At 34.5% G+C, this 19,474-nt stretch carries 14 protein-coding genes and 1 riboswitch; of the genes, 11 read left to right on the plus strand and 3 right to left on the minus strand.

Annotated features, from left to right (window positions below; translation table 11 throughout):
- Positions 1-24 precede the first annotated feature (24 nt).
- On the minus strand, positions 25-708 hold the full coding sequence (locus K7G76_RS13770; protein WP_223034796.1) for a response regulator transcription factor: 684 nt from the start codon (positions 706-708) through the stop codon (positions 25-27).
- A complete protein-coding gene (locus tag K7G76_RS13775) occupies positions 701-2,194 on the minus strand; it encodes a sensor histidine kinase (RefSeq protein WP_223034797.1) in 1,494 nt (497 codons plus the stop codon). The genes K7G76_RS13770 and K7G76_RS13775 overlap by 8 nt, the downstream gene beginning before the upstream one ends.
- Before the next feature lie 123 nt (positions 2,195-2,317).
- Between K7G76_RS13775 and K7G76_RS13780 the strand changes: the two genes are divergently transcribed.
- From K7G76_RS13780 to K7G76_RS13795, 4 genes are all read left to right on the plus strand, one after another.
- Positions 2,318-3,163, plus strand: a complete 846-nt coding sequence (locus K7G76_RS13780) for a GLPGLI family protein (protein ID WP_223034798.1) — start codon at positions 2,318-2,320, stop codon at positions 3,161-3,163.
- Between the two features lie 104 nt (positions 3,164-3,267).
- On the plus strand, positions 3,268-4,155 hold the full coding sequence (locus tag K7G76_RS13785) for a GLPGLI family protein (RefSeq protein WP_255573033.1): 888 nt from the start codon (positions 3,268-3,270) through the stop codon (positions 4,153-4,155).
- Between the two features lie 114 nt (positions 4,156-4,269).
- The gene (locus K7G76_RS13790; protein WP_223034799.1) at positions 4,270-5,130 is read left to right on the plus strand and encodes a GLPGLI family protein; all 861 of its coding nucleotides are present in this window, start codon (positions 4,270-4,272) and stop codon (positions 5,128-5,130) included.
- 49 nt (positions 5,131-5,179) lie between these two features.
- On the plus strand, positions 5,180-7,912 hold the full coding sequence (locus tag K7G76_RS13795; protein WP_223034800.1) for a carboxypeptidase regulatory-like domain-containing protein: 2,733 nt from the start codon (positions 5,180-5,182) through the stop codon (positions 7,910-7,912).
- 43 nt (positions 7,913-7,955) lie between these two features.
- Here the strand turns inward: K7G76_RS13795 and metK are convergent, their stop codons facing one another.
- Positions 7,956-9,212 (minus strand): methionine adenosyltransferase, encoded by a 1,257-nt coding sequence (metK, locus tag K7G76_RS13800; RefSeq protein ID WP_223034801.1) that lies wholly within the window; start codon positions 9,210-9,212, stop codon positions 7,956-7,958.
- 257 nt (positions 9,213-9,469) lie between these two features.
- A riboswitch (SAM riboswitch) is annotated at positions 9,470-9,590 on the plus strand.
- 120 nt (positions 9,591-9,710) lie between these two features.
- Here metK and K7G76_RS13805 point away from each other — a divergent pair.
- From K7G76_RS13805 to K7G76_RS13835, 7 genes are all read left to right on the plus strand, one after another.
- Positions 9,711-10,880 carry a trans-sulfuration enzyme family protein gene (locus K7G76_RS13805; RefSeq protein ID WP_223034802.1) on the plus strand — a complete coding sequence of 390 codons (1,170 nt, stop codon included), beginning with the start codon at positions 9,711-9,713 and terminating at the stop codon, positions 10,878-10,880.
- A complete protein-coding gene (locus K7G76_RS13810; protein ID WP_223034803.1) occupies positions 10,867-11,946 on the plus strand; it encodes a homoserine dehydrogenase family protein in 1,080 nt (359 codons plus the stop codon). Before K7G76_RS13805 ends, K7G76_RS13810 begins: the two co-directional genes overlap by 14 nt.
- 7 nt (positions 11,947-11,953) lie before the next feature.
- On the plus strand, positions 11,954-12,967 hold the full coding sequence (locus tag K7G76_RS13815) for a homocysteine S-methyltransferase family protein (protein ID WP_223034804.1): 1,014 nt from the start codon (positions 11,954-11,956) through the stop codon (positions 12,965-12,967).
- A 3-nt stretch (positions 12,968-12,970) separates the two neighbouring features.
- Positions 12,971-16,054: a vitamin B12 dependent-methionine synthase activation domain-containing protein gene (locus K7G76_RS13820; RefSeq protein ID WP_223034805.1), complete on the plus strand. Its 3,084-nt coding sequence runs from the start codon at positions 12,971-12,973 to the stop codon at positions 16,052-16,054.
- Position 16,055: 1 nt separating this feature from the next.
- On the plus strand, positions 16,056-17,012 hold the full coding sequence (gene metF, locus K7G76_RS13825) for a methylenetetrahydrofolate reductase [NAD(P)H] (protein ID WP_223034806.1): 957 nt from the start codon (positions 16,056-16,058) through the stop codon (positions 17,010-17,012).
- 66 nt (positions 17,013-17,078) lie between these two features.
- Positions 17,079-18,338, plus strand: a complete 1,260-nt coding sequence (locus K7G76_RS13830; protein WP_223034807.1) for a pyridoxal phosphate-dependent aminotransferase — start codon at positions 17,079-17,081, stop codon at positions 18,336-18,338.
- Between the two features lie 43 nt (positions 18,339-18,381).
- Positions 18,382-19,473 carry an acyloxyacyl hydrolase gene (locus tag K7G76_RS13835; protein ID WP_223034808.1) on the plus strand — a complete coding sequence of 364 codons (1,092 nt, stop codon included), beginning with the start codon at positions 18,382-18,384 and terminating at the stop codon, positions 19,471-19,473.
- Position 19,474: the final 1 nt, after the last annotated feature.

Here is a 19,474-nt window from a genome sequence, read left to right on the forward strand (position 1 = left end):
AAAGTACAAAAATCAATCCAAAAATCAACAGATTAATTTATAACCAAACCCGCGAACATTTAATATTTGAACGCTTTCATCTTTTTTAAGTTTTTTGCGAAGTTTGGTTATAAAAACATCCATACTTCTAGCATTAAAAAAATCGTCATTCCCCCAAAGTTTATTTAGTATAACCGAACGATCTAAAACGTGATTCTTATTTTTTATTAAATGAAATAATAAATGGGTTTCTCTATGTGTTAGCTGAACAGGTTTTTCAGATTTATAGGACAGAGTTTGTTTTGGAAAATCGAACACATAATTACCTATTTGATAGCTTACTTTAGTTTGTTCTTTAGCAGAACGGTTTAATAGATTGTGAATTCTAACAATTAATTCTTCCATGCTAAAGGGTTTTTTTAGATAGTCATTGCCGCCTATGGTAAATCCTTCAACAACATCATGAGTTTGCGATTTGGCTGTTAAAAAAATAATAGGAATGGTATGGTCTATAGCACGTATTTCTTTAGCCAATGTAAAGCCATCTTTTTTTGGCATCATAACATCCAAAACCAAAAGTTCAGGGTATTCTTGGTTATAGGTTTTAAAAGCATCTTCACCATTTGCGCAAAGTAAGACTTCAAAATCACGTGTTTCTAAGCTTTCTTTAATAATTTGGCCTAAAGCAGGTTCGTCTTCGGCTAATAAAATGGTTGTTTTTTCAGCCATTAGGTAAAGTTATTTTAAAGATTTTTTGATTGTTTCCTAATTTCAATGAAATAACACCGCCATGATTTTCTATTATTTTTTTGGTGTAATACAAGCCAATACCAAAACCCTTTACGTCATGTGTGTTGCCCTTGGGTATGCGATAGAATTTTTCGAATATCCTATGTTTTTGCTCTTCTGTTAGACTATTTTCATTATCAGAAACCGAAACTGTGAAGCCAATGCTGTTTTTAGATAGGCTAACTTTAATGGTGTCTCCACCGTATTTAATGGCATTGTCAATTATGTTGTTAATGGCATTTTCAAAATGAAAAACATCCACAGTTCCAAAAATATCAGAGTTAAAGTCAGTTAGTTCTAAAGTTTTGGATTGTATTTGTAATTGATGTTTGTAAACCAATTTTTCAATTAATTCAGAGACATTAACAGATTCCTTTTTAAGCTCTAAATTATCACTATCAAGTGAAGCTGTTTCCAAAAGTTTTTCCACCATGGTGTTTAACTTTTTTAATTGCTCTTCAGACATGTTTAAATAGCTTTTGGTCTTTTCCTTGTCGTTTATGATATTAAAATTCTTAATACTCTCTAGAGCAACACCAATGGTGGCAATTGGAGTTTTAAATTCATGCGTAATGTTGCTTATTAAATCGTTTTTTACTTCAGCCAATTGCTTTTGGTGCTTAATAACTTTTAATAGGTAAAATAAACACCCAATAACACCTAAAACCAACAAAAGTGATAAGAAAAGACCAGATAGTATGCGTTTCAAAATTATAGCCGTGCTGTTGGTAAAACGAATTTCCAGTAAGCTACCTTTTGGTAAATAGGCTGATTTTGACATCGTTTTTAAATGGCTGTTTTTAATCGAACTGTAATTTTTAGATTGTAACGTATCAAAAGGAGATTTAAATAGCAGGGCGTAATCAACATTTAAGCTTTTTCTATCGAGTTCTAGTTGTATAAGCGAGTCTAATCTGTCAATTTTTAAGCTATCATTTGTCATGGAATAAATGACTTTTGAAGTCAGTAATTTAAAAGAGTCTTCGGTTAGGGAATCTAAATGCGAATGGTTTGTTGCTCTAATTTCCAACTGTGAAGGCATCCATTTTTTTACAACCTTATTTTTAATAGAATCGTTTTCTTTTATAACCGAAATATCTTCTAATATATCTATTCTTAAAGAGTCGTCATTTAAAATGTTTTGAGAAATCAAATCAATATTCTGTATAATGCTATCAATTTGTTTCTGTTTATTTTTTAAGTCTGATTCATTATTTAATTCAAATGCAAAAGCCATTGTGTTATGCTGTGCAATACTTGTATAATAGCCATCTACAGCATTGTCTAAACTTATTTGAACATCATTAATAAGCTGTTGTTTGTTGGTCAAATAATTCTTGTAGTTCCAATATACCTGTATAGCTATTGTGCATAAAATAACAACCACAATGGTGTTTAAAATCCACTTATAACGTATGTCATTCATAATTCAAATGTATAGGTAAAAAATTAGTATTGCTAATCGGTTAACACACGTTAACACTCATTAACTGTTATTGTTTAATTTACATATCATATTTGTGATAGTGAAACTTAAAAACATGCAATCATGAAAAAAACAATAACATTTTTACTATTTATTTTGGCACTTCAATTTGCATTTGCACAAAATTTTCAAGGAGAAGCAACCTATAAAACGTCCCGTAAAATAGATATTCAACTGGATAGTACTCAAATGAGTTCGGATCAACACAAGCTTATGCTAGAGATGGTTAAAAAACAATTTCAAAAAACATTTATTTTAAGCTTTAATAAGGAAGAGTCCATTTACAAAGAAGATAAACCACTTGAGTCGCCCCAACCAGCAGGTGTGGAAATTATGGTGGTCAATACCAGTGGGTCTGATGTACTTTACAAAAATTTAAAAGAGAAACGATATACCAATCAAAATGAATCTTTTAGCAAGTTATTTTTAATAAAGGATAAGCTTCAAGAGTTAGATTGGGAAATGACAGGAGAAACAAAATTCATTGGCGACTATGAATGTTATAAGGCAACTACTACAAGAGAAGAGGAGGTTTTAGAGAGCGGTATAAGTATTAATGGAGATAAAGATTTAGAAGCCGATATGGATGCTGAACCAAAAATGCGCGAAGTTGTTGTTACAGCCTGGTATGCGCCGGCTATTCCAGTTAATAATGGTCCTCAAAATTATCATGGGTTACCAGGTCTTATTCTAGAAGTTAACGATGGTACTTCAACAATGATTTGCAGTAAGATTGTGTTAAATCCAGACAAGAAAGTTAAAATTGAAGAGCCTACAAAAGGAAAAGAACTTGATCAAGCCAAGTACGATGAAATAATGGAAAAGAAAATTCAAGAGATGCAGGAGCGTATGCGTTCGTCGTGGAGTGACGATGGTGGACAAAATGTTGAGATTCGTATTGGAGGTTAATTTTTTGTGAAAATTTTAACAGTCAAAGGTTAAACGTTTCAAGCGTTTGTTAGTCATATAGGAATTAATCGTAATTTCGATTATAACTTTTAAGACGCTATACAATGAAACTACAAACTACAAAAATGCCTTTAATTGCATTTTTCTTATTGATTACTTTATTTTCTTTTGCCCAAAAAGACTTTCAAGGAAAAGCCTATTACCAAACTAAAACCACAATGGATTTAGATAATTGGGGAGGACGTCAATTAAGTGAACAACAAAAAAAGCAAATGATGGAACGTATGAAAAGTTTTTTAGAAAAACAGTACGTTTTAACTTTTACACAGTCAGAATCTTTATACAAGGAAGAAGAAAAGTTAGAAGCTCCTGGTGGAGGAGGTCGAGGATTTGGTATGATGAGTAGTTTTTCTGGAGGCGCTCAATACAAGAATATTAAAGACAAAGAAATATTGCAAGACCAAGAGTTTTTTGGAAAGCAGTTTTTGGTAAAAGATTCATTGCCAGAGTTTGAATGGGAAATGGGAACCGAAACAAAACAGATAGGCCAATATATGTGCTTTAAAGCAACAGCTGTAAAAAAAGTCGATGAATTTGATTGGAGTAATATGAGACGAAGAGATAACAAGGAAGATGATGAAAAGAAAAAAGATTCTACTGACACGGCTGAAAAATCTGATGATCCTATGTCTGAAATAGAAGTTCCTGAAACAATAACGGTAACAGCATGGTACACACCTCAAATTCCAGTTAACAACGGGCCAGGTGAATATTGGGGCTTACCAGGATTAATTTTAGAGGTCAGTGCTGGACGAACTACAATGCTTTGCTCAAAAATAGTCCTGAACCCTGAAGAGAAAGACGACATAAAAAAACCTTCAAAAGGAAAAGAAGTAACACGAGCAGAATACAATCAGATCGTTAAAGATAAAATGGCAGAAATGCGCGAAATGTATGGAGGTCGTAATCGCGGTGGAGGTAGAGGGCGTTAATTAATTGATATCTAGTAAAGTATTAAAATTTACTTAAAAGATTAAATCTCATGTCAGCTTAATAATTATTTTGTTTAATTTTGAATACAAAAAATTAAACAAAAATAAACCATCATGAATACTAAACGATTCATTTTATCATCAATATTTGGACTTTTTTTTCTATGTACAGGATTGTTTGCGCAGGATTTTCAAGGACAAGCATATTATTTCTCAAAATCTACCCTAGATTTAGGTAGATGGGGATCACGATTGAGTGAGGCACAAAAAAAACAAGTTCAAGAACGCTTGAAAAACAGATTGGAGAAAACTTATATTTTAACCTTTAGTGTTGAAGAGTCTTTGTTTAAAGAAGATGAAAAGCTAGATGCCATTTCTGGAGCTACAGACTCTTGGGGCAAAAATTTCACTCCAGGAAAACAATATAAAAATGTAAAAACTAACACGTTATTGCAAGATCAAGAGTTTTATGGCAAACAGTTTTTAGTTAAAGACCAATTGCTAAAGTTAGAATGGAATATGACAGCAGACACAAAACAAATAGGTGAATACATGTGCATGAAAGCAGTAGCCGTGGTTCCTAGTGAGCAACTATCATGGTATGATTTTTCTTGGGATAAATTAAGAAATCAAAAGAAAGAAGAAGATAAAAATGAAAGTAATAATGAGGTAGCAGATGGAGATACTTCCAAAATTCAAGAAGTAAACATGACGCAAATAGTGGCATGGTACACACCTCAAATACCTGTAAGCCACGGACCACTAGAATATTGGGGTTTACCTGGTTTAATTCTTGAAGTAAATGCAGGAAATACCACTATGTTATGTTCAAAAATTGTAATGAATCCAACAGAAAAAAATAAAATTGAAGCTCCAGATAAAGGTAAAGAGGTTACCAAAATGGAGTATCAGGAAATTATAACAACAAAAATGGCCGAAATGCGCGATATGTATAGCGGTAGACGAGGCAGATGATAATTTGCTCTAAATAAAAAAAAGACAACCAAACCAAATTTTAAACTAAATGAAACACGTATTAACAGCAGTTATTCTTTTAATTGGAATTTCTACTTATGGTCAAATTAAAATTGAAGGCGTAGTTAAAGATAGCATAGGCAACCCTTTGGAACTTGCAAATGTTATTGCTATAAATCAGGAAACTAATAAATTAGATTCTTACGGTATCACAAACGACCAAGGACGCTATAAATTATCATTAGAAAAGAATACCAGTTATAAAGTTCAGGTTAGTTATATTGGTATGAAAACTGCTGAAGTTGCTGTTGCAACAAAAGAAGAAAGTGTTACTAGAGACTTCGTTTTAGAGAGCGATAATACTTTAGATGAGGTGGAGTTAATATATGAAATGCCAGTAACCGTTAAAGGTGATACGCTAATCTATAATGCCGATTCTTTTAATACAGGAACAGAACGAAAATTAGAAGATGTTCTTAAAAACCTACCTGGTGTTGAAATTAATGCAGATGGACAAGTGGAAGTAGAAGGTAAAGTGGTTAACAAGGTTATGGTTGAAGGAAAGGATTTCTTTGATGGTGATTCAAAACTTGCTACTAAAAACATACCTGCAAATGCGGTTGATAAAGTACAAGTGCTTAAAAATTATGCCGAAGTTGGTCAGTTAAGTGGTGTTCAAAACAATCAAGATAATATTGCCTTGAATATTAAGCTAAAAGAAGGTAAAGATAATTTCTGGTTTGGTAATGTAACTGGAGGTGGCGGTGTTTCTGCTGCCGATCAGGCTTTATATCTCGCTCAAGCTAAATTATTTTATTACAGTAAAAAAATGAGCGTCAATGTCATTACTGATGCCAACAATTTAGGTGAAATTGCTTTCTCTAGACGAGATTATTTTAATTTCGGAGGTGGTTTCAATAGAGCGCCAAGTCAAAATAACGGTACTAATATTAGTTTAGGTAATAATGGCTTAGGATTTTTAAATCTGCAAAATGATAGAGCAAAAGAAATTAACTCAAGATTTGGTGCTGCTAACTTTAGCTACTCACCTAATGATAAATTAGATATTACTGGTTTTGCAATTTATACTGGTAATAAAATTGAGCTGCAGGAAAATAACAGTATTGTTTATACAGATCCAGAACTGGACATACCAGATGAACAAACCGAAAGCAGAACAACACAACGCAGTGATTTAGGTGCCATTAAATTAGCTACAACTTATAAAAAGAATGCTAACAACCAATTGGATTATGAAATTTTAGGGCGTATGTCTCAAGAAACGCAAGAGCAAAAGTTTTTCTCATCAGTTTTAGGAAATACGAATCAAAATGAAGATATAAATCCGTTTAGCATTAATCAACGCTTTAACTATTATTACACACTTAATGACACTAATATTTTTGCATTTGAAGCACAACATTTATGGTCTGATGAAGACCCATTTTATAATGCTTTAATTGAAGACAAGGATTCTTACGAAAATGCAGGAAACTTTTTAGGCTTAGATCCAAATCAAGTTAATTATGTAGTTAACCAAGAGCGTCGTGTTAAAACAAATCAAATAGATGCCAAGGTGGATTATTGGAATATATTAAACGATAAGAGTAATATTAATTTCACGTTGGGTACAATTTATAGTAACCAGAAATTTAACTCACGTATTTTTCAAACGTTGGATAATGGTTCAGAATTTAACAATCAACCTAATAATAATAGCCCAGAAAACGATATAGATTATACATTTTCAGACGTATATCTTGGCGTACATTATCGTGTAAAATTAGGCATTTTTACACTTACCCCTGGATTTACGGCGCACACGTACAGTGCTAGAAATAATCAGTTTGGTGTGAGTTTTACAGATAATTTTGTAAGACTATTACCAGATTTTAATGCAAGAATTCAGCTTAAGAAAAGTGAGCAAATTACGTTTGATTATCGGATGGTAACACAATTTACCGATGTTAATCAATTAGCCGAAGGTTTAGTTTTAAATAACTATAATGCATTTTTTAGTGGTAATCAACAACTAGAAAGTGCTTTAGCACATAATTTAAGTTTAAACTATTTCAGTTTTAACATGTTTAATTACACCAATGTTTTTGCACGAATTAGTTATACTAAAAATATTGATAGAATACGTACAGCTTCTACTTTCCAGGAAAATAGTGTTGTAAGGGTTAGCTCGCCTTTTAATTCTAATTTTGCAGATGAAACTTTTAATGCTTTTGGACGTTTTCAGAGATCGTTTGGTAAATTAAGAGCATCTGCTAATGCAAGTTTCACATACGGAAAGTTTAATCAATTTATTTCAACAAGTAACGATCCTGATAATCTTACGCGTTCTGTTAACGAAAGCTTTACTCAAAATTACGGATTAGAATTACGCTCTAATTTTAAAGAGGCACCTAACTTTGAAATAGGGTATGATTACAGAATCCAAAATAACGATCAAGGTAGCCAAACAACTCGCTTTTATACGGGAACTCCTCGTGCAGAGATAGACATTTTACTTTGGAAGTCATTAACTTTAAGATCTGAATATCAATATACAAGTTTAAGTGATCCAGATAGAACCCTAAACAGTTTCGATTTTTGGGATGCATCTTTAGCATATCGTAAAGATCCAGATGCTAATTGGGAGTTTGAGTTAAAAGCAACTAACTTATTAAATACGCAGTCTCAAGCGAATACCAATGCTGGTGGTTTATCGGTTAGTGCTACAGAATATTTTATACAACCACGATTTGTAACCTTTAGGGTTATTTATAACTTATAAAACAAGAAGCCTCACAATTGTGAGGCTTTTTTATTCTAATACATTACATAATATCGAAGGCTTTTCGAACCTTATCAACATAATCTAGTTTTTCCCAAGTAAAGAGTTCTACATCTAGTGTAATTGGGTCACCATTGGGTTGCTCAAATGTCTTGCTAACCGTTTCACTTTTGCGTCCCATATGTCCATAAGCAGCTGTTTCGCTATACATCGGTTGGCGTAGTTTTAATCTTTCCTCGATAGCAGATGGTCGCATATCAAAAATTTCAGAAACTTTTTGGGCAATTTCACCATCAGTCATATTAAATGGGCAAGTCCCATAAGTGTCAATAAATATTCCCATTGGTTCAACAACACCAATAGCATAACTTACCTGTACTAAAACTTCGTCACAAACACCAGCCGCTACCAAGTTTTTTGCAATATGTCTGGTAGCATAAGCAGCACTTCTATCTACCTTGCTTGGGTCTTTCCCTGAAAAAGCGCCACCACCATGAGCACCTTTACCACCATACGTGTCAACAATTATTTTTCGTCCAGTTAAACCGGTGTCTCCATGTGGTCCTCCAATAACAAACTTTCCAGTTGGGTTTATATGGTATTTTATTTCTGTATTAAATAAAGCTTGTATTTGTTCAGGAAGTTTTGCAACCACTCTTGGAACTAAAATTTCAACAATATCCTTACGAATTTTAGCTAACATCTCATCATCAGTTCCAAAATCGTCATGTTGTGTAGATACTACAATGGAATCAATACGTTGCGGAACATTATCATCACTATACTCAATGGTAACCTGACTTTTTGAATCTGGTCTTAAATAGTTAATATCTTTGTTTTCTCTGCGCAGTTCTGCCAATTCAATTAGAATTCTGTGTGCTAAATCTAATGCCAACGGCATGTAATTCTCTGTTTCGCGAGTAGCATAACCAAACATCATACCTTGGTCGCCAGCACCTTGCTCTTCTTTGCTTTCACGATCTACTCCACGATTAATATCTTCAGATTGTTCGTGAATGGCCGAAAACACACCACAAGAATTACCATCAAACATATATGCGCTTTTGGTGTAGCCAATTTTATTAATAGTGTCACGAGCTATTTTTTGAACATCCAAATACGTGTTAGACTTGACTTCTCCAGCCAGCACAACTTGACCAGTTGTAACCAAGGTTTCACAGGCTACTTTTGAGTCTTTATCGAATGCTAAAAAATGATCGATTAGGGCATCACTAATCTGATCGGCTACTTTATCTGGGTGGCCTTCAGAAACACTTTCCGAAGTAAATAAATATGGCATAAATCCTAATTTTAAATTGGGTTTAAATTAAGAAAAATAAGTGAGATGGCATGCTAGCTAAAGAAGTGAAAAAAGTACTGCTTTAGCATTTTTTAATGAGGTTGCAATCAGACAAATTTTTCCTCTAATTAATTGTTTGGCAAAAGTAAAAAAATAAAATAAAACCTAACCTCATTTCATTTTTTTTGTAAAATAATTTGGTTTTTAAAAATTTGTGTTGCAATATTTGTGCTCACAAAGTTCAAAAACTTACTGAAATGTTATCAAGAAAGGTGGAGGGAATAGACCCTATGAAGCCTTAGCAACCCTTTGTTCCATACAAAGAAGGTGCTACATTCTACTTGATGTTTTATTTATAAAACGTTGGATAGATAACTCAAACGTAATTGCCTATCGGTAATTCGCCAATTTCTTTTTAACATTTTTCTATTAGGTACGTCTTTCGAGACGCATTTGGCTTTTGTTTTAATTATTTATTAACTCAAAAAAATTAGAAAAATGAGTGCAACAAAAATTATTCATTCCATTCCAAGCGATCCGCTTACTGGAGCAATCTCGGTACCCGTGTATCAAACATCAACCTTTATACAGGAAGCCCCTGGTGTAAATAAAGGTTTCGATTATGCAAGAAGTAATAACCCAACTCGAAAAGTACTGGAAGATGTAGTTGCTGAATTGGAAGGAGGCCATTCTGGCTTTGCCTTTTCTACAGGTTTAGCAGCCATTGATGCTGTATTGAAACTCTTATCTGCAGGTGACGAAATTATAGCTGTTGATGATATTTATGGTGGTGCATACCGTTTATTTACACATGTCTATGAGAAGTTAGGTGTTAAAGTGCATTATGTTGATACCACAGATGCAGAAAATGTAGCCAACCTCATTAGTAGTAAAACCAAATTGGTTTGGATCGAGTCGCCAACCAATCCAACATTAAAAGTATCCGACATTCAAACCATTGGTATCATCGCTAAAAGTGTTGGTGCTTATTTGGTGGTTGATAATACTTTTGCGAGTCCCATAGCTCAAAAACCATTGTCGTTGGGAGCAGATATCATTATCCATAGCGGTACTAAATATATTGGAGGGCATTCCGATTTGGTAGCTGGTTTAGTAGTGACAAAAACACAAGAGCTATCAGAAAAAGTTAAGTTTATTCAAAATGCATCAGGTGCTGTTTTAGGGCCTTGGGACTGTTTTTTAACCATTCGGGGTATTGAAACGTTGGAGTTGCGATACAAAAAGCAATGCGAAAATGCCTTTGCTGTGGCCGCATTTTTAATTAACCACCATGCTGTTCAGGATGTATATTTTCCAGGATTGGTCACCCACAAAAACCACAGCATTGCTAAACGTCAACAAAATGGATTATTTGGAGGTATTGTGTCCTTTTCTTTAAAAGAAGACACGCAAGAAGCCGCCAATAACTTTGTAACCCATACCAGCTATTTTAAATTGGCAGAAAGTCTTGGAGGTGTTAAAAGCTTGTTGTGTCATCCGCCACAAATGACACATGCTTCAATTCCGAGGGAAAAGCGATTGCGGTCTGGTATTAAAGACTCTCTTATCCGTTTGTCTTGCGGTATTGAACATTCTCAAGATTTAATTAACGACTTAAATCAAGCTTTTGCTTCAATAAATAAATCTAGAAATTATGTCAAACCATAAAACTATAAACCTTGTTGTTTTTGGCATTGGGAATGTGGGGAGTACCCTTATACAACAGATACATACAGCCAAAAAACAATTGCAACAACAGAATATTACTATTAAGATCCCTGTAGTAACGAATTCAAAGTTGGCATTTTATAATGAAGATGGATTAACACATACTTGGGACTGTGATTTTCAGAAATTTTCTGTGCCTTATAAAGTAAATGAAATTATAAGTTTTGTTAAGGCTCAACAATTTCAGAATTTGATAGCGATAGATGCGACCGCAAGTACTGATTTTGTAAAAAATTATGTGTCTTTGGTTGAAAATGGCTTTCATATTGTTTCAGCAAATAAAGTGGCCAATACACTACATTACGATTTTTACAACACACTTCGTAATACCTTAAAGAAGCATAATAAGTCCTTTCTTTATGAAACCAACGTTGGTGCAGGATTGCCCATTATTGAAACTATTAAAAATCTTTATGGTTCTGGTGAACAAATCACCAAAATTAAGGGCGTTTTTTCAGGCTCATTAAGTTATATTTTCAATGTGTTTTCTGAAAGGAATAAGTCATTTTCAAAAGTATTGCAAGAAGCCTCTAAATTAGGATTGACAGAACCTGATGCCAGGCAAGATTTATCTGGTAATGATGTGGCTAGAAAAGTATTGATTTTGGCACGTGAGCTTAATTTAAAAGCCGAGTTCCAACAAGTCAGTATAGAGTCTTTAGTACCTAAACAACTAAACGGAAAAACCACATTGCATCAGTTCAAAACACGTATTAAGGAATTAGATGTGCCTTTTCAAAATCGATTAGCATCACTGTCTAATGATGCTGTATTGCGATATGTGGGTGAATTGGATGTTGTAAACCAAACTCTGGAAGTAAAATTGGTTTCAGAGAAGAAGCAATCTGCTATAGGTCAGTTGCGAGGAGCCGATTCCATTTTTGAAATCTTTACCGAATCCTATGGTGAAAACCCTTTGGTTATCCAAGGTGCTGGAGCAGGAAAGGCCGTGACGGCAAGAGGATTGCTTTCCGATGTAATTAAACTGTCTAACCAATTAAATTAATTAAAAAATGGCTGATGTAGTTGAAGAAATTCGCAAACGTATCCTCGTCCTTGATGGCGCTATGGGAACCATGTTGCAGCGTTATAATTTTACTGAAGACGATTTTCGTGGTTCAAGATTCAAAGACTTTAAACATCCATTAAAAGGAAACAACGATTTATTATCCCTAACGCAACCCGAAGCTATTGCCGAAGTACACCGAAAGTATTTCGAAGCTGGCGCAGATATTGTGGAAACCAATACGTTTTCGGGAACAACCATTGGTATGGCAGATTACCATATGGGAGATTTGGTATACGAGTTAAATTTTGAATCTGCAAAAATTGCTAAACAAGTTGCCGAAGAATTCACAAAAGCCAATCCTAAAAAGCCGCGTTTTGTAGCTGGAAGTATTGGACCAACAAATCGTACAGCAAGCTTAAGTCCAGATGTAAACAGACCAGAATATCGCGCAGTAACCTTTAACGAATTGCGCATAGCTTACAAACAACAAGTAGAAGCCTTGATAGATGGTGGAAGCGATATTTTGTTAGTCGAAACTATTTTTGACACGCTAAATGCCAAAGCAGCATTATTTGCCATTCAAGAAGTTAAGGAAGAGCGCAATATTGATATTCCGGTTATGGTATCTGGTACAATTACCGATGCTTCTGGTAGGACTTTGTCTGGTCAAACTGTCGAAGCGTTTTTAATTTCAATATCACATATCCCGTTATTAAGTGTCGGTTTTAATTGCGCACTTGGCGCAGACCAATTGCAACCGTATTTAAAACGCTTATCTCACGAAACCGAATTTTACATATCGGCACATCCAAACGCAGGATTGCCAAATGCATTTGGCGAGTACGACCAAACAGCCAAACAAATGCAACAGCTTATAGAAAACTATCTAAAAGATGGTTTGGTAAATATTATCGGCGGTTGTTGTGGTACAACACCTGAACATATAAAAGCGATTGCTGAAGTTGCTGCTAATTACAAACCAAGAGCTGTCGGTTCGAGCGCAGTCGAGAACTTTTAATGTATGAAAGAGAATAAAAACCGATATCTAAAACTTTCCGGTCTAGAACCATTAATAATAACACCAGAAAGCAATTTTATAAACGTAGGTGAACGTACTAACGTTACTGGTTCACGTAAATTTTTACGATTAATAAAAGAAGAAAACTATGCCGAAGCGTTGGATGTTGCTAGAGATCAAGTAGAAGGTGGTGCACAAATCATCGATGTTAATATGGATGAAGGTATGCTTGACGGAAAACACGCCATGGTAACCTTCTTAAATCTTATCGCATCAGAGCCAGATATTGCACGATTACCAATTATGATAGATAGTTCCAAATGGGACATTATCGAAGCTGGTTTGCAAGTCGTACAAGGTAAATCGGTCGTAAATTCTATCAGTTTAAAAGAAGGCGAAGCAACCTTTATTCATCATGCGAAACTTATTAAACGATATGGTGCAGCAGTAATTGTTATGGCGTTTGATGAAGATGGTCAAGCCGATACCTATGAGCGCAGGATTGAAATCTGTAAACGCTCTTACAATATTTTGGTAAATCAAGTTCATTTTCCACCAGAAGACATCATTTTCGATCCAAATATTTTTCCTGTAGCAACCGGAATGGAAGAGCATCGCTTAAATGCTTTAGACTTTTTTAATGCCACAAAATGGATTAAAGAAAATCTACCTTACGCTAGCGTTTCTGGTGGCGTAAGTAACGTATCGTTTTCATTTAGAGGAAACAATGTCGTGCGTGAAGCCATTAACGCAGCATTTTTATATCACGCGATTCAACACGGAATGAATATGGGAATCGTAAATCCAACCATGTTGGAAGTGTATGACGAAATTCCGAAGGATTTATTAGAACACGTTGAAGATGTACTTTTTGATAAACGAGACGATGCAACCGAACGCTTACTACAATTTGCCGAAACTGTAAAAGGACAGAAAAAAGACGATGTAGCAAAAGTGCAAGAATGGCGAAGCGAACCTTTACAAGACCGCATTACGCACGCTTTGGTAAAAGGTATTGATGCGTTTATTGTTGAAGATGTTGAAGAAGCGCGACAAGTTGTAAATAAACCTATTGAAGTTATCGAAGGTCATTTAATGATAGGGATGAATGTGGTTGGCGATTTGTTTGGAAGTGGAAAAATGTTCTTGCCGCAAGTCGTAAAATCGGCTCGTGTGATGAAAAAAGCAGTCGCTTATTTGCAACCTTATATTGAAGCTGAAAAAAAAGCCCCTAAATCCCCAAAGGGGACTTTACATTGGAAAACTGCCGATCCATTACTTTATAGTTTACTAAAAGATTTTGCAAAACAGATGCGTAATCAACCTACTGAAGCCGAATCATTGTTGTGGAATGTTTTAAGTAATAAACAATTAGATGGTTTTAAGTTTAGAAGACAACATATTATTGGAAGTTATATAGCAGATTTTATTTGCCTTAAAGCCAACCTTATTGTTGAGGTAGATGGTTCAATACATCAATTACCAGAAAATAAAACTTCAGATGAAGAAAGAACAAAATGGTTAGAAAATGAAGGTTACCGTGTTGTTAGGTTTACTAATGAAGAAGTGCTGGGTAAGTTAGATGATGTTTTAACACGAATTAAGGAGAATCTTGCGGTTCCTCCTTTGGAGGTTAGGAGGCAGGGCAAGGTTCTTATGGCAACTGTAAAAGGCGATGTACACGATATTGGTAAAAATATTGTGAGTGTTGTTTTGGGTTGCAATAACTATGAAATAGTCGATTTAGGTGTTATGGTTCCGCCAGAAAAAATCATTGAAACTGCCAAAAAAGAAAATGTCGATGTGATTGGTTTAAGCGGATTGATAACACCTTCGTTGGACGAGATGGTTTATGTGTCACAAGAAATGGAAAAACAAGGTTTCAATATTCCTTTATTAATTGGTGGCGCAACAACGTCTAGAGCACATTCTGCAGTAAAAATTGCACCACATTATTCCAATACTGTTGTACATGTAAACGATGCGTCTCGAGCTGTAACGGTTGTTGGAAATCTGTTGCAAAAAGACAACAAAGTGTATAAAGAACAGATTCGTGAGGAATACGAAAAATTCCGTGAACAGTTTTTAAAACGCGGTAAGCAAAAAGAATATGTCTCTATTGAAGAAGCACGTGAACGAAAATTTAAAATCGATTGGAAAACAACTGAAATTGTAAAACCAAAACAATTAGGAATACAAGATATTCAAGATTTTGATATTACTATTTTAGAAGACTATATCGATTGGTCGCCATTTTTTAGAAGTTGGGATTTACACGGAAAATATCCAGATATTTTAACCGACAATATTGTTGGTAAACAAGCTACTGAGTTGTTTAAAGACGCTAAAGTATTACTTCAAAAAGTATTTGATGAAAAACTACTGAAAGCTAAAGCCGTTTTTGGTTTATTTCCAGCAAATACGGTAAATGATGATGATATTGAAGTAACGGTTGAAAACCAAATACCAAACACCAAACACCAATTCCTAACACTGCGTCAGCAACTTAAAAAAAGAGAAGGCGTTCCCAATTTTGCATTAGCCGATTTTATTGCGCCTAAAGACACAGGAATTCAAGATTACATCGGTTGTTTTTGCGTAACTACAGGTTTTGGAACCGAGGAATTAGCAAAAGAATTTGAAGCGAATCACGACGATTATAATTCCATAATGATTAAAGCATTAGCCGATAGATTAGCTGAAGCTTTCGCAGAATATTTACATAAAGAAGTACGTACCAAACATTGGAATTACGCTTCCGAAGAACATTTAACTAACGAAGAATTAATTGCCGAAAACTATAAAGGTATCCGTCCAGCCCCTGGTTACCCAGCTTGCCCAGATCATTTAGAGAAAAAGACCATTTGGGATATTTTAAAAGTTGAAGAAACCATTGGTGTAAAACTTACCGAAAGTCTTGCGATGTGGCCAGCAGCAAGCGTAAGCGGTTATTATTTTGCAAATCCTGAAGCTAAATATTTTGGTTTAGGGAAAATTACCAAAGACCAATTGGAAGATTACGCTAAGCGAAGGAACATAAGCAAAGAAGCCGCTAATAAATGGTTGAATCCTAACTTAACAAATTAGTATGAAAGTTACAGAACACATAAAAAAAGCCAACGGAAAGACACAATTCTCATTCGAAATTTTGCCACCATTAAAAGGTCAGCACATTCAATCCATTTTTGATAACATTGATCCTTTAATAGAATTCAAACCACCATTTATTGATGTTACTTACCACCGAGAAGAGTATACGTATAAGGACGCTGGTAATGGATTACTAAAAAAGCAAGTTGTAAAAAAGCGACCTGGAACGGTTGGTATTTGTGCAGCTATTCAGAACAAGTATAACGTAGATGCCATTCCACATATTTTATGTGGAGGTTTCACCAAAGAAGACACGGAGAATTTCTTGATTGATTTGGATTTTTTAGGGATCGATAATGTCATGGCCTTACGAGGCGATGCTGTAAAAACCGAGACCTATTTTAAACCCGAAAAAGAAGGGCATGCTTATGCAAGTGAATTGGTACATCAAATACAAGAGTTAAATCAAGGGAATTATCTAGATGACGATTTGCAAAACTCATCAAAGACCAATTTTTGCATAGGTGTAGCAGCCTATCCTGAAAAACACATGGAAGCTCCCAGTTTAGAAAGTGACATCCATTTTTTAAAAAAGAAAATAAAGAAGGGTGCAGAATATATTGTAACCCAAATGTTCTTTGATAATGATAAATACTTCAAGTTTGTGGAAAAATGCAGGCAAGAAGGCATTACAATTCCTATAATACCTGGATTAAAACCCATTGCAACCAAAAAACAATTGAACTTAATTCCGCACAGATTTCATGTTGATTTACCCGAAGATTTGATTCTTGAAATTATTAAATGCAAAAACAACGAACATGTTAGGCAAGTTGGGATAGAATGGTGTATTAAACAATCCAAAGAGTTGCAGAAAGCGGGTATACCAATACTCCACTACTATTCTATGGGCAAAAGTGATAACATAAAAGCCATAGCTTCACAGGTGTTTTGATAAAACAGGTTGTCTTGTTGCAGAAATAAGCCAAGAAACTGTATTTTTGCGAAAAATTAATTCAACATGAAAACATCAAAATTAGCCGAAGGTTTAAAAGGTTCAGAAATCATTAAAATTGCTGGAGAAGTTAATGCATTGAAAGCGCAAGGTGAAGTGATTTATAATCAAACTATTGGTGATTTTGATGCGTCAATTTTTCCAATCCCCGAAGAATTGAATACTGAAATAGTAAAAGCCTATAATAATAACGAAACCAATTATCCGGCTGCAAATGGTATGGAAGGCTTGCGGGCAAGTGTTTCAAAATATCTATCAAAGAATTTAGGTTTAGAGTATTCTAAGGACGATATTTTAATTTCAGGAGGCGCTAGACCATTAATTTATGCCGTTTATCAAACCATTTTAGATATTAATGATACCGTTTTATATCCTGTGCCATCATGGAATAATGATGCTTATACCTACTTGTCTAGAAACAATGCGGTAATTGTAGAAACGAAAGCCGAAAATAAGTTTATGCCAACGGCTTCTGATTTAGAGCCACATATTCAAGATGTAAACTTAATTGCTTTATGCTCACCGTTAAATCCAACAGGAACAACCTTTACGAAAGAGGTTTTGCAAGACATTTCTGAATTAGTTCTATTGGAAAACAAAAGGCGAGAGCGTGAAAACATGAAACCACTTTATCTTTTATACGACCAAATATATTGGCAATTAACCTATGGTGATACCGTACACTACAATCCAGTAGAATTAGTTCCTGATATGCGAGAGTATACTATTTTTGTTGATGGAATTTCCAAGGCTTTTGCCGCAACCGGTGTTCGTGTAGGTTGGGCATTTGGACCAAATCATGTCATTAGTAAAATGAAAGCTATGTTAAGTCATATTGGTGCTTGGGCTCCTAAAGCCGAACAAATGGCTACAGCTGCTTATTTACAGCAAGACAAACCGGTATCCAATTATTTAGAACATATTAAAAGTGAGTTAAATGAGAGATTGGTTGCTTTTTATAAAGGATTTAACGATTTAGAAAGTAAAGGCTTTTCAGTTAAAGCTATTGAGCCACAAGCAGCTTTATATTTAACCGTTCAATTTGATTTAGTTGGAATGACTACTGCTAATGGAACTGTGCTTAATACTATTCAAGATGTTACCAGTTATCTAATTCAAGAGGCAAAGTTAGCCATCGTACCTTTTTATGCTTTTGGAACATCAACAGATTCTAATTGGTTTAGACTGTCTGTTGGTACAGCCAAAAAAGAAGATATTGAAACCATATTTAATTTATTGGAAAACGCCTTAAAACAATTAAAATAGTATCTAATAAGAAATTATTTACATTTACGCCTTAAACCTTTTCATGAAGAAACTTCTATTTTGTATTTTTTGCGTGAGTGTTAGTCTGCTTTATTCCCAAAAAAAGCTTACAGATTCGTATTTTGATCTCAACTATTTTCACGGGACTATAGCCAATCATAACGATGATATCCTGCATTTGATCCAAGGGCATCCTAGTGGTTTTATTTTGAGTTGGAATAAAAAAACATTTGGAAATGAAGATTGGGAACAACGCTATGGCTATCCTGATTATGGTGTGTCATTTGCCTATCAAGATTTAAAGAATGAAGTTTTAGGAAACAATTTTGCCGTTTATGCGCATTACAATTTTTACTTTTTAAAACGTCATTTAGTCTTTAGAATAGGACAGGGAATTGGCTACACAACCAACCCCTATGATAAAGAAACAAATTATAGGAACAATGCCTTTGGTACCCATTTTTTAAGCAGCACCTACGTCATGCTTAATTATAAAAAAGAACGCTTGTTTAAAAATTTTGGGGTTCAAGCCGGATTATCTTTGGTTCATTATTCCAATGCCAATATAAAAGCACCTAACGCTAGTATAAATACTATTGCTTTTAATGTAGGGATGACCTATAATTTAGATGATGAAGACCAGGAGTATATTCATACTATTACTAAAGAAAAATTTACACAGCCCATAAAGTATAATTTGGTTTTTAGAAGTGGAATCAATGAAAGTGATGTAGTAGGAAGCGGGCAATATCCATTTTATATTCTATCTGCTTATGCCGACAAACGGCTATCGCATAAAAGTGCTGTACAGTTGGGTGTAGATGCCTTTTTTTCAATGTTTTTAAAAGAGTTGATTTATTATCAATCGGTATCATTTCCTGAAGAAAACGTATCTGGCGATGAAGATTATAAACGTGTTGGACTTTTTGCTGGGCACGAATTATTTATAAACCGATTCTCAATTATTACCCAATTAGGTTATTATATTTATTATCCGTTTGATTTTGAAGGTAGGACTTATTTTAGAATCGGACTGAAACGTTATTTCGGCGATAAATGGTTTGGGGCCATTTCTCTAAAGTCTCACGGAGCAAAGGCCGAGGCTGTTGAATTTGGTGTTGGAATACGATTGTAAT

This window comes from Hanstruepera marina, from assembly GCF_019880635.1.
Classification (GTDB): domain Bacteria; phylum Bacteroidota; class Bacteroidia; order Flavobacteriales; family Flavobacteriaceae; genus Hanstruepera; species Hanstruepera marina.

Bases quoted from the DNA above. Each gene is read 5' to 3' on its own strand.
- K7G76_RS13770 (WP_223034796.1), bottom strand. From the start codon at position 708: ATGGCTGAAAAAACAACCATTTTATTAGCCGAAGACGAACCTGCTTTA.
- K7G76_RS13775 (WP_223034797.1), bottom strand. From the start codon at position 2,194: ATGAATGACATACGTTATAAGTGGATTTTAAACACCATTGTGGTTGTT.
- K7G76_RS13780 (WP_223034798.1), top strand. From the start codon at position 2,318: ATGAAAAAAACAATAACATTTTTACTATTTATTTTGGCACTTCAATTT.
- K7G76_RS13785 (WP_255573033.1), top strand. From the start codon at position 3,268: ATGAAACTACAAACTACAAAAATGCCTTTAATTGCATTTTTCTTATTG.
- K7G76_RS13790 (WP_223034799.1), top strand. From the start codon at position 4,270: ATGAATACTAAACGATTCATTTTATCATCAATATTTGGACTTTTTTTT.
- K7G76_RS13795 (WP_223034800.1), top strand. From the start codon at position 5,180: ATGAAACACGTATTAACAGCAGTTATTCTTTTAATTGGAATTTCTACT.
- metK (WP_223034801.1), bottom strand. From the start codon at position 9,212: ATGCCATATTTATTTACTTCGGAAAGTGTTTCTGAAGGCCACCCAGAT.
- K7G76_RS13805 (WP_223034802.1), top strand. From the start codon at position 9,711: ATGAGTGCAACAAAAATTATTCATTCCATTCCAAGCGATCCGCTTACT.
- K7G76_RS13810 (WP_223034803.1), top strand. From the start codon at position 10,867: ATGTCAAACCATAAAACTATAAACCTTGTTGTTTTTGGCATTGGGAAT.
- K7G76_RS13815 (WP_223034804.1), top strand. From the start codon at position 11,954: ATGGCTGATGTAGTTGAAGAAATTCGCAAACGTATCCTCGTCCTTGAT.
- K7G76_RS13820 (WP_223034805.1), top strand. From the start codon at position 12,971: ATGAAAGAGAATAAAAACCGATATCTAAAACTTTCCGGTCTAGAACCA.
- metF (WP_223034806.1), top strand. From the start codon at position 16,056: ATGAAAGTTACAGAACACATAAAAAAAGCCAACGGAAAGACACAATTC.
- K7G76_RS13830 (WP_223034807.1), top strand. From the start codon at position 17,079: ATGAAAACATCAAAATTAGCCGAAGGTTTAAAAGGTTCAGAAATCATT.
- K7G76_RS13835 (WP_223034808.1), top strand. From the start codon at position 18,382: ATGAAGAAACTTCTATTTTGTATTTTTTGCGTGAGTGTTAGTCTGCTT.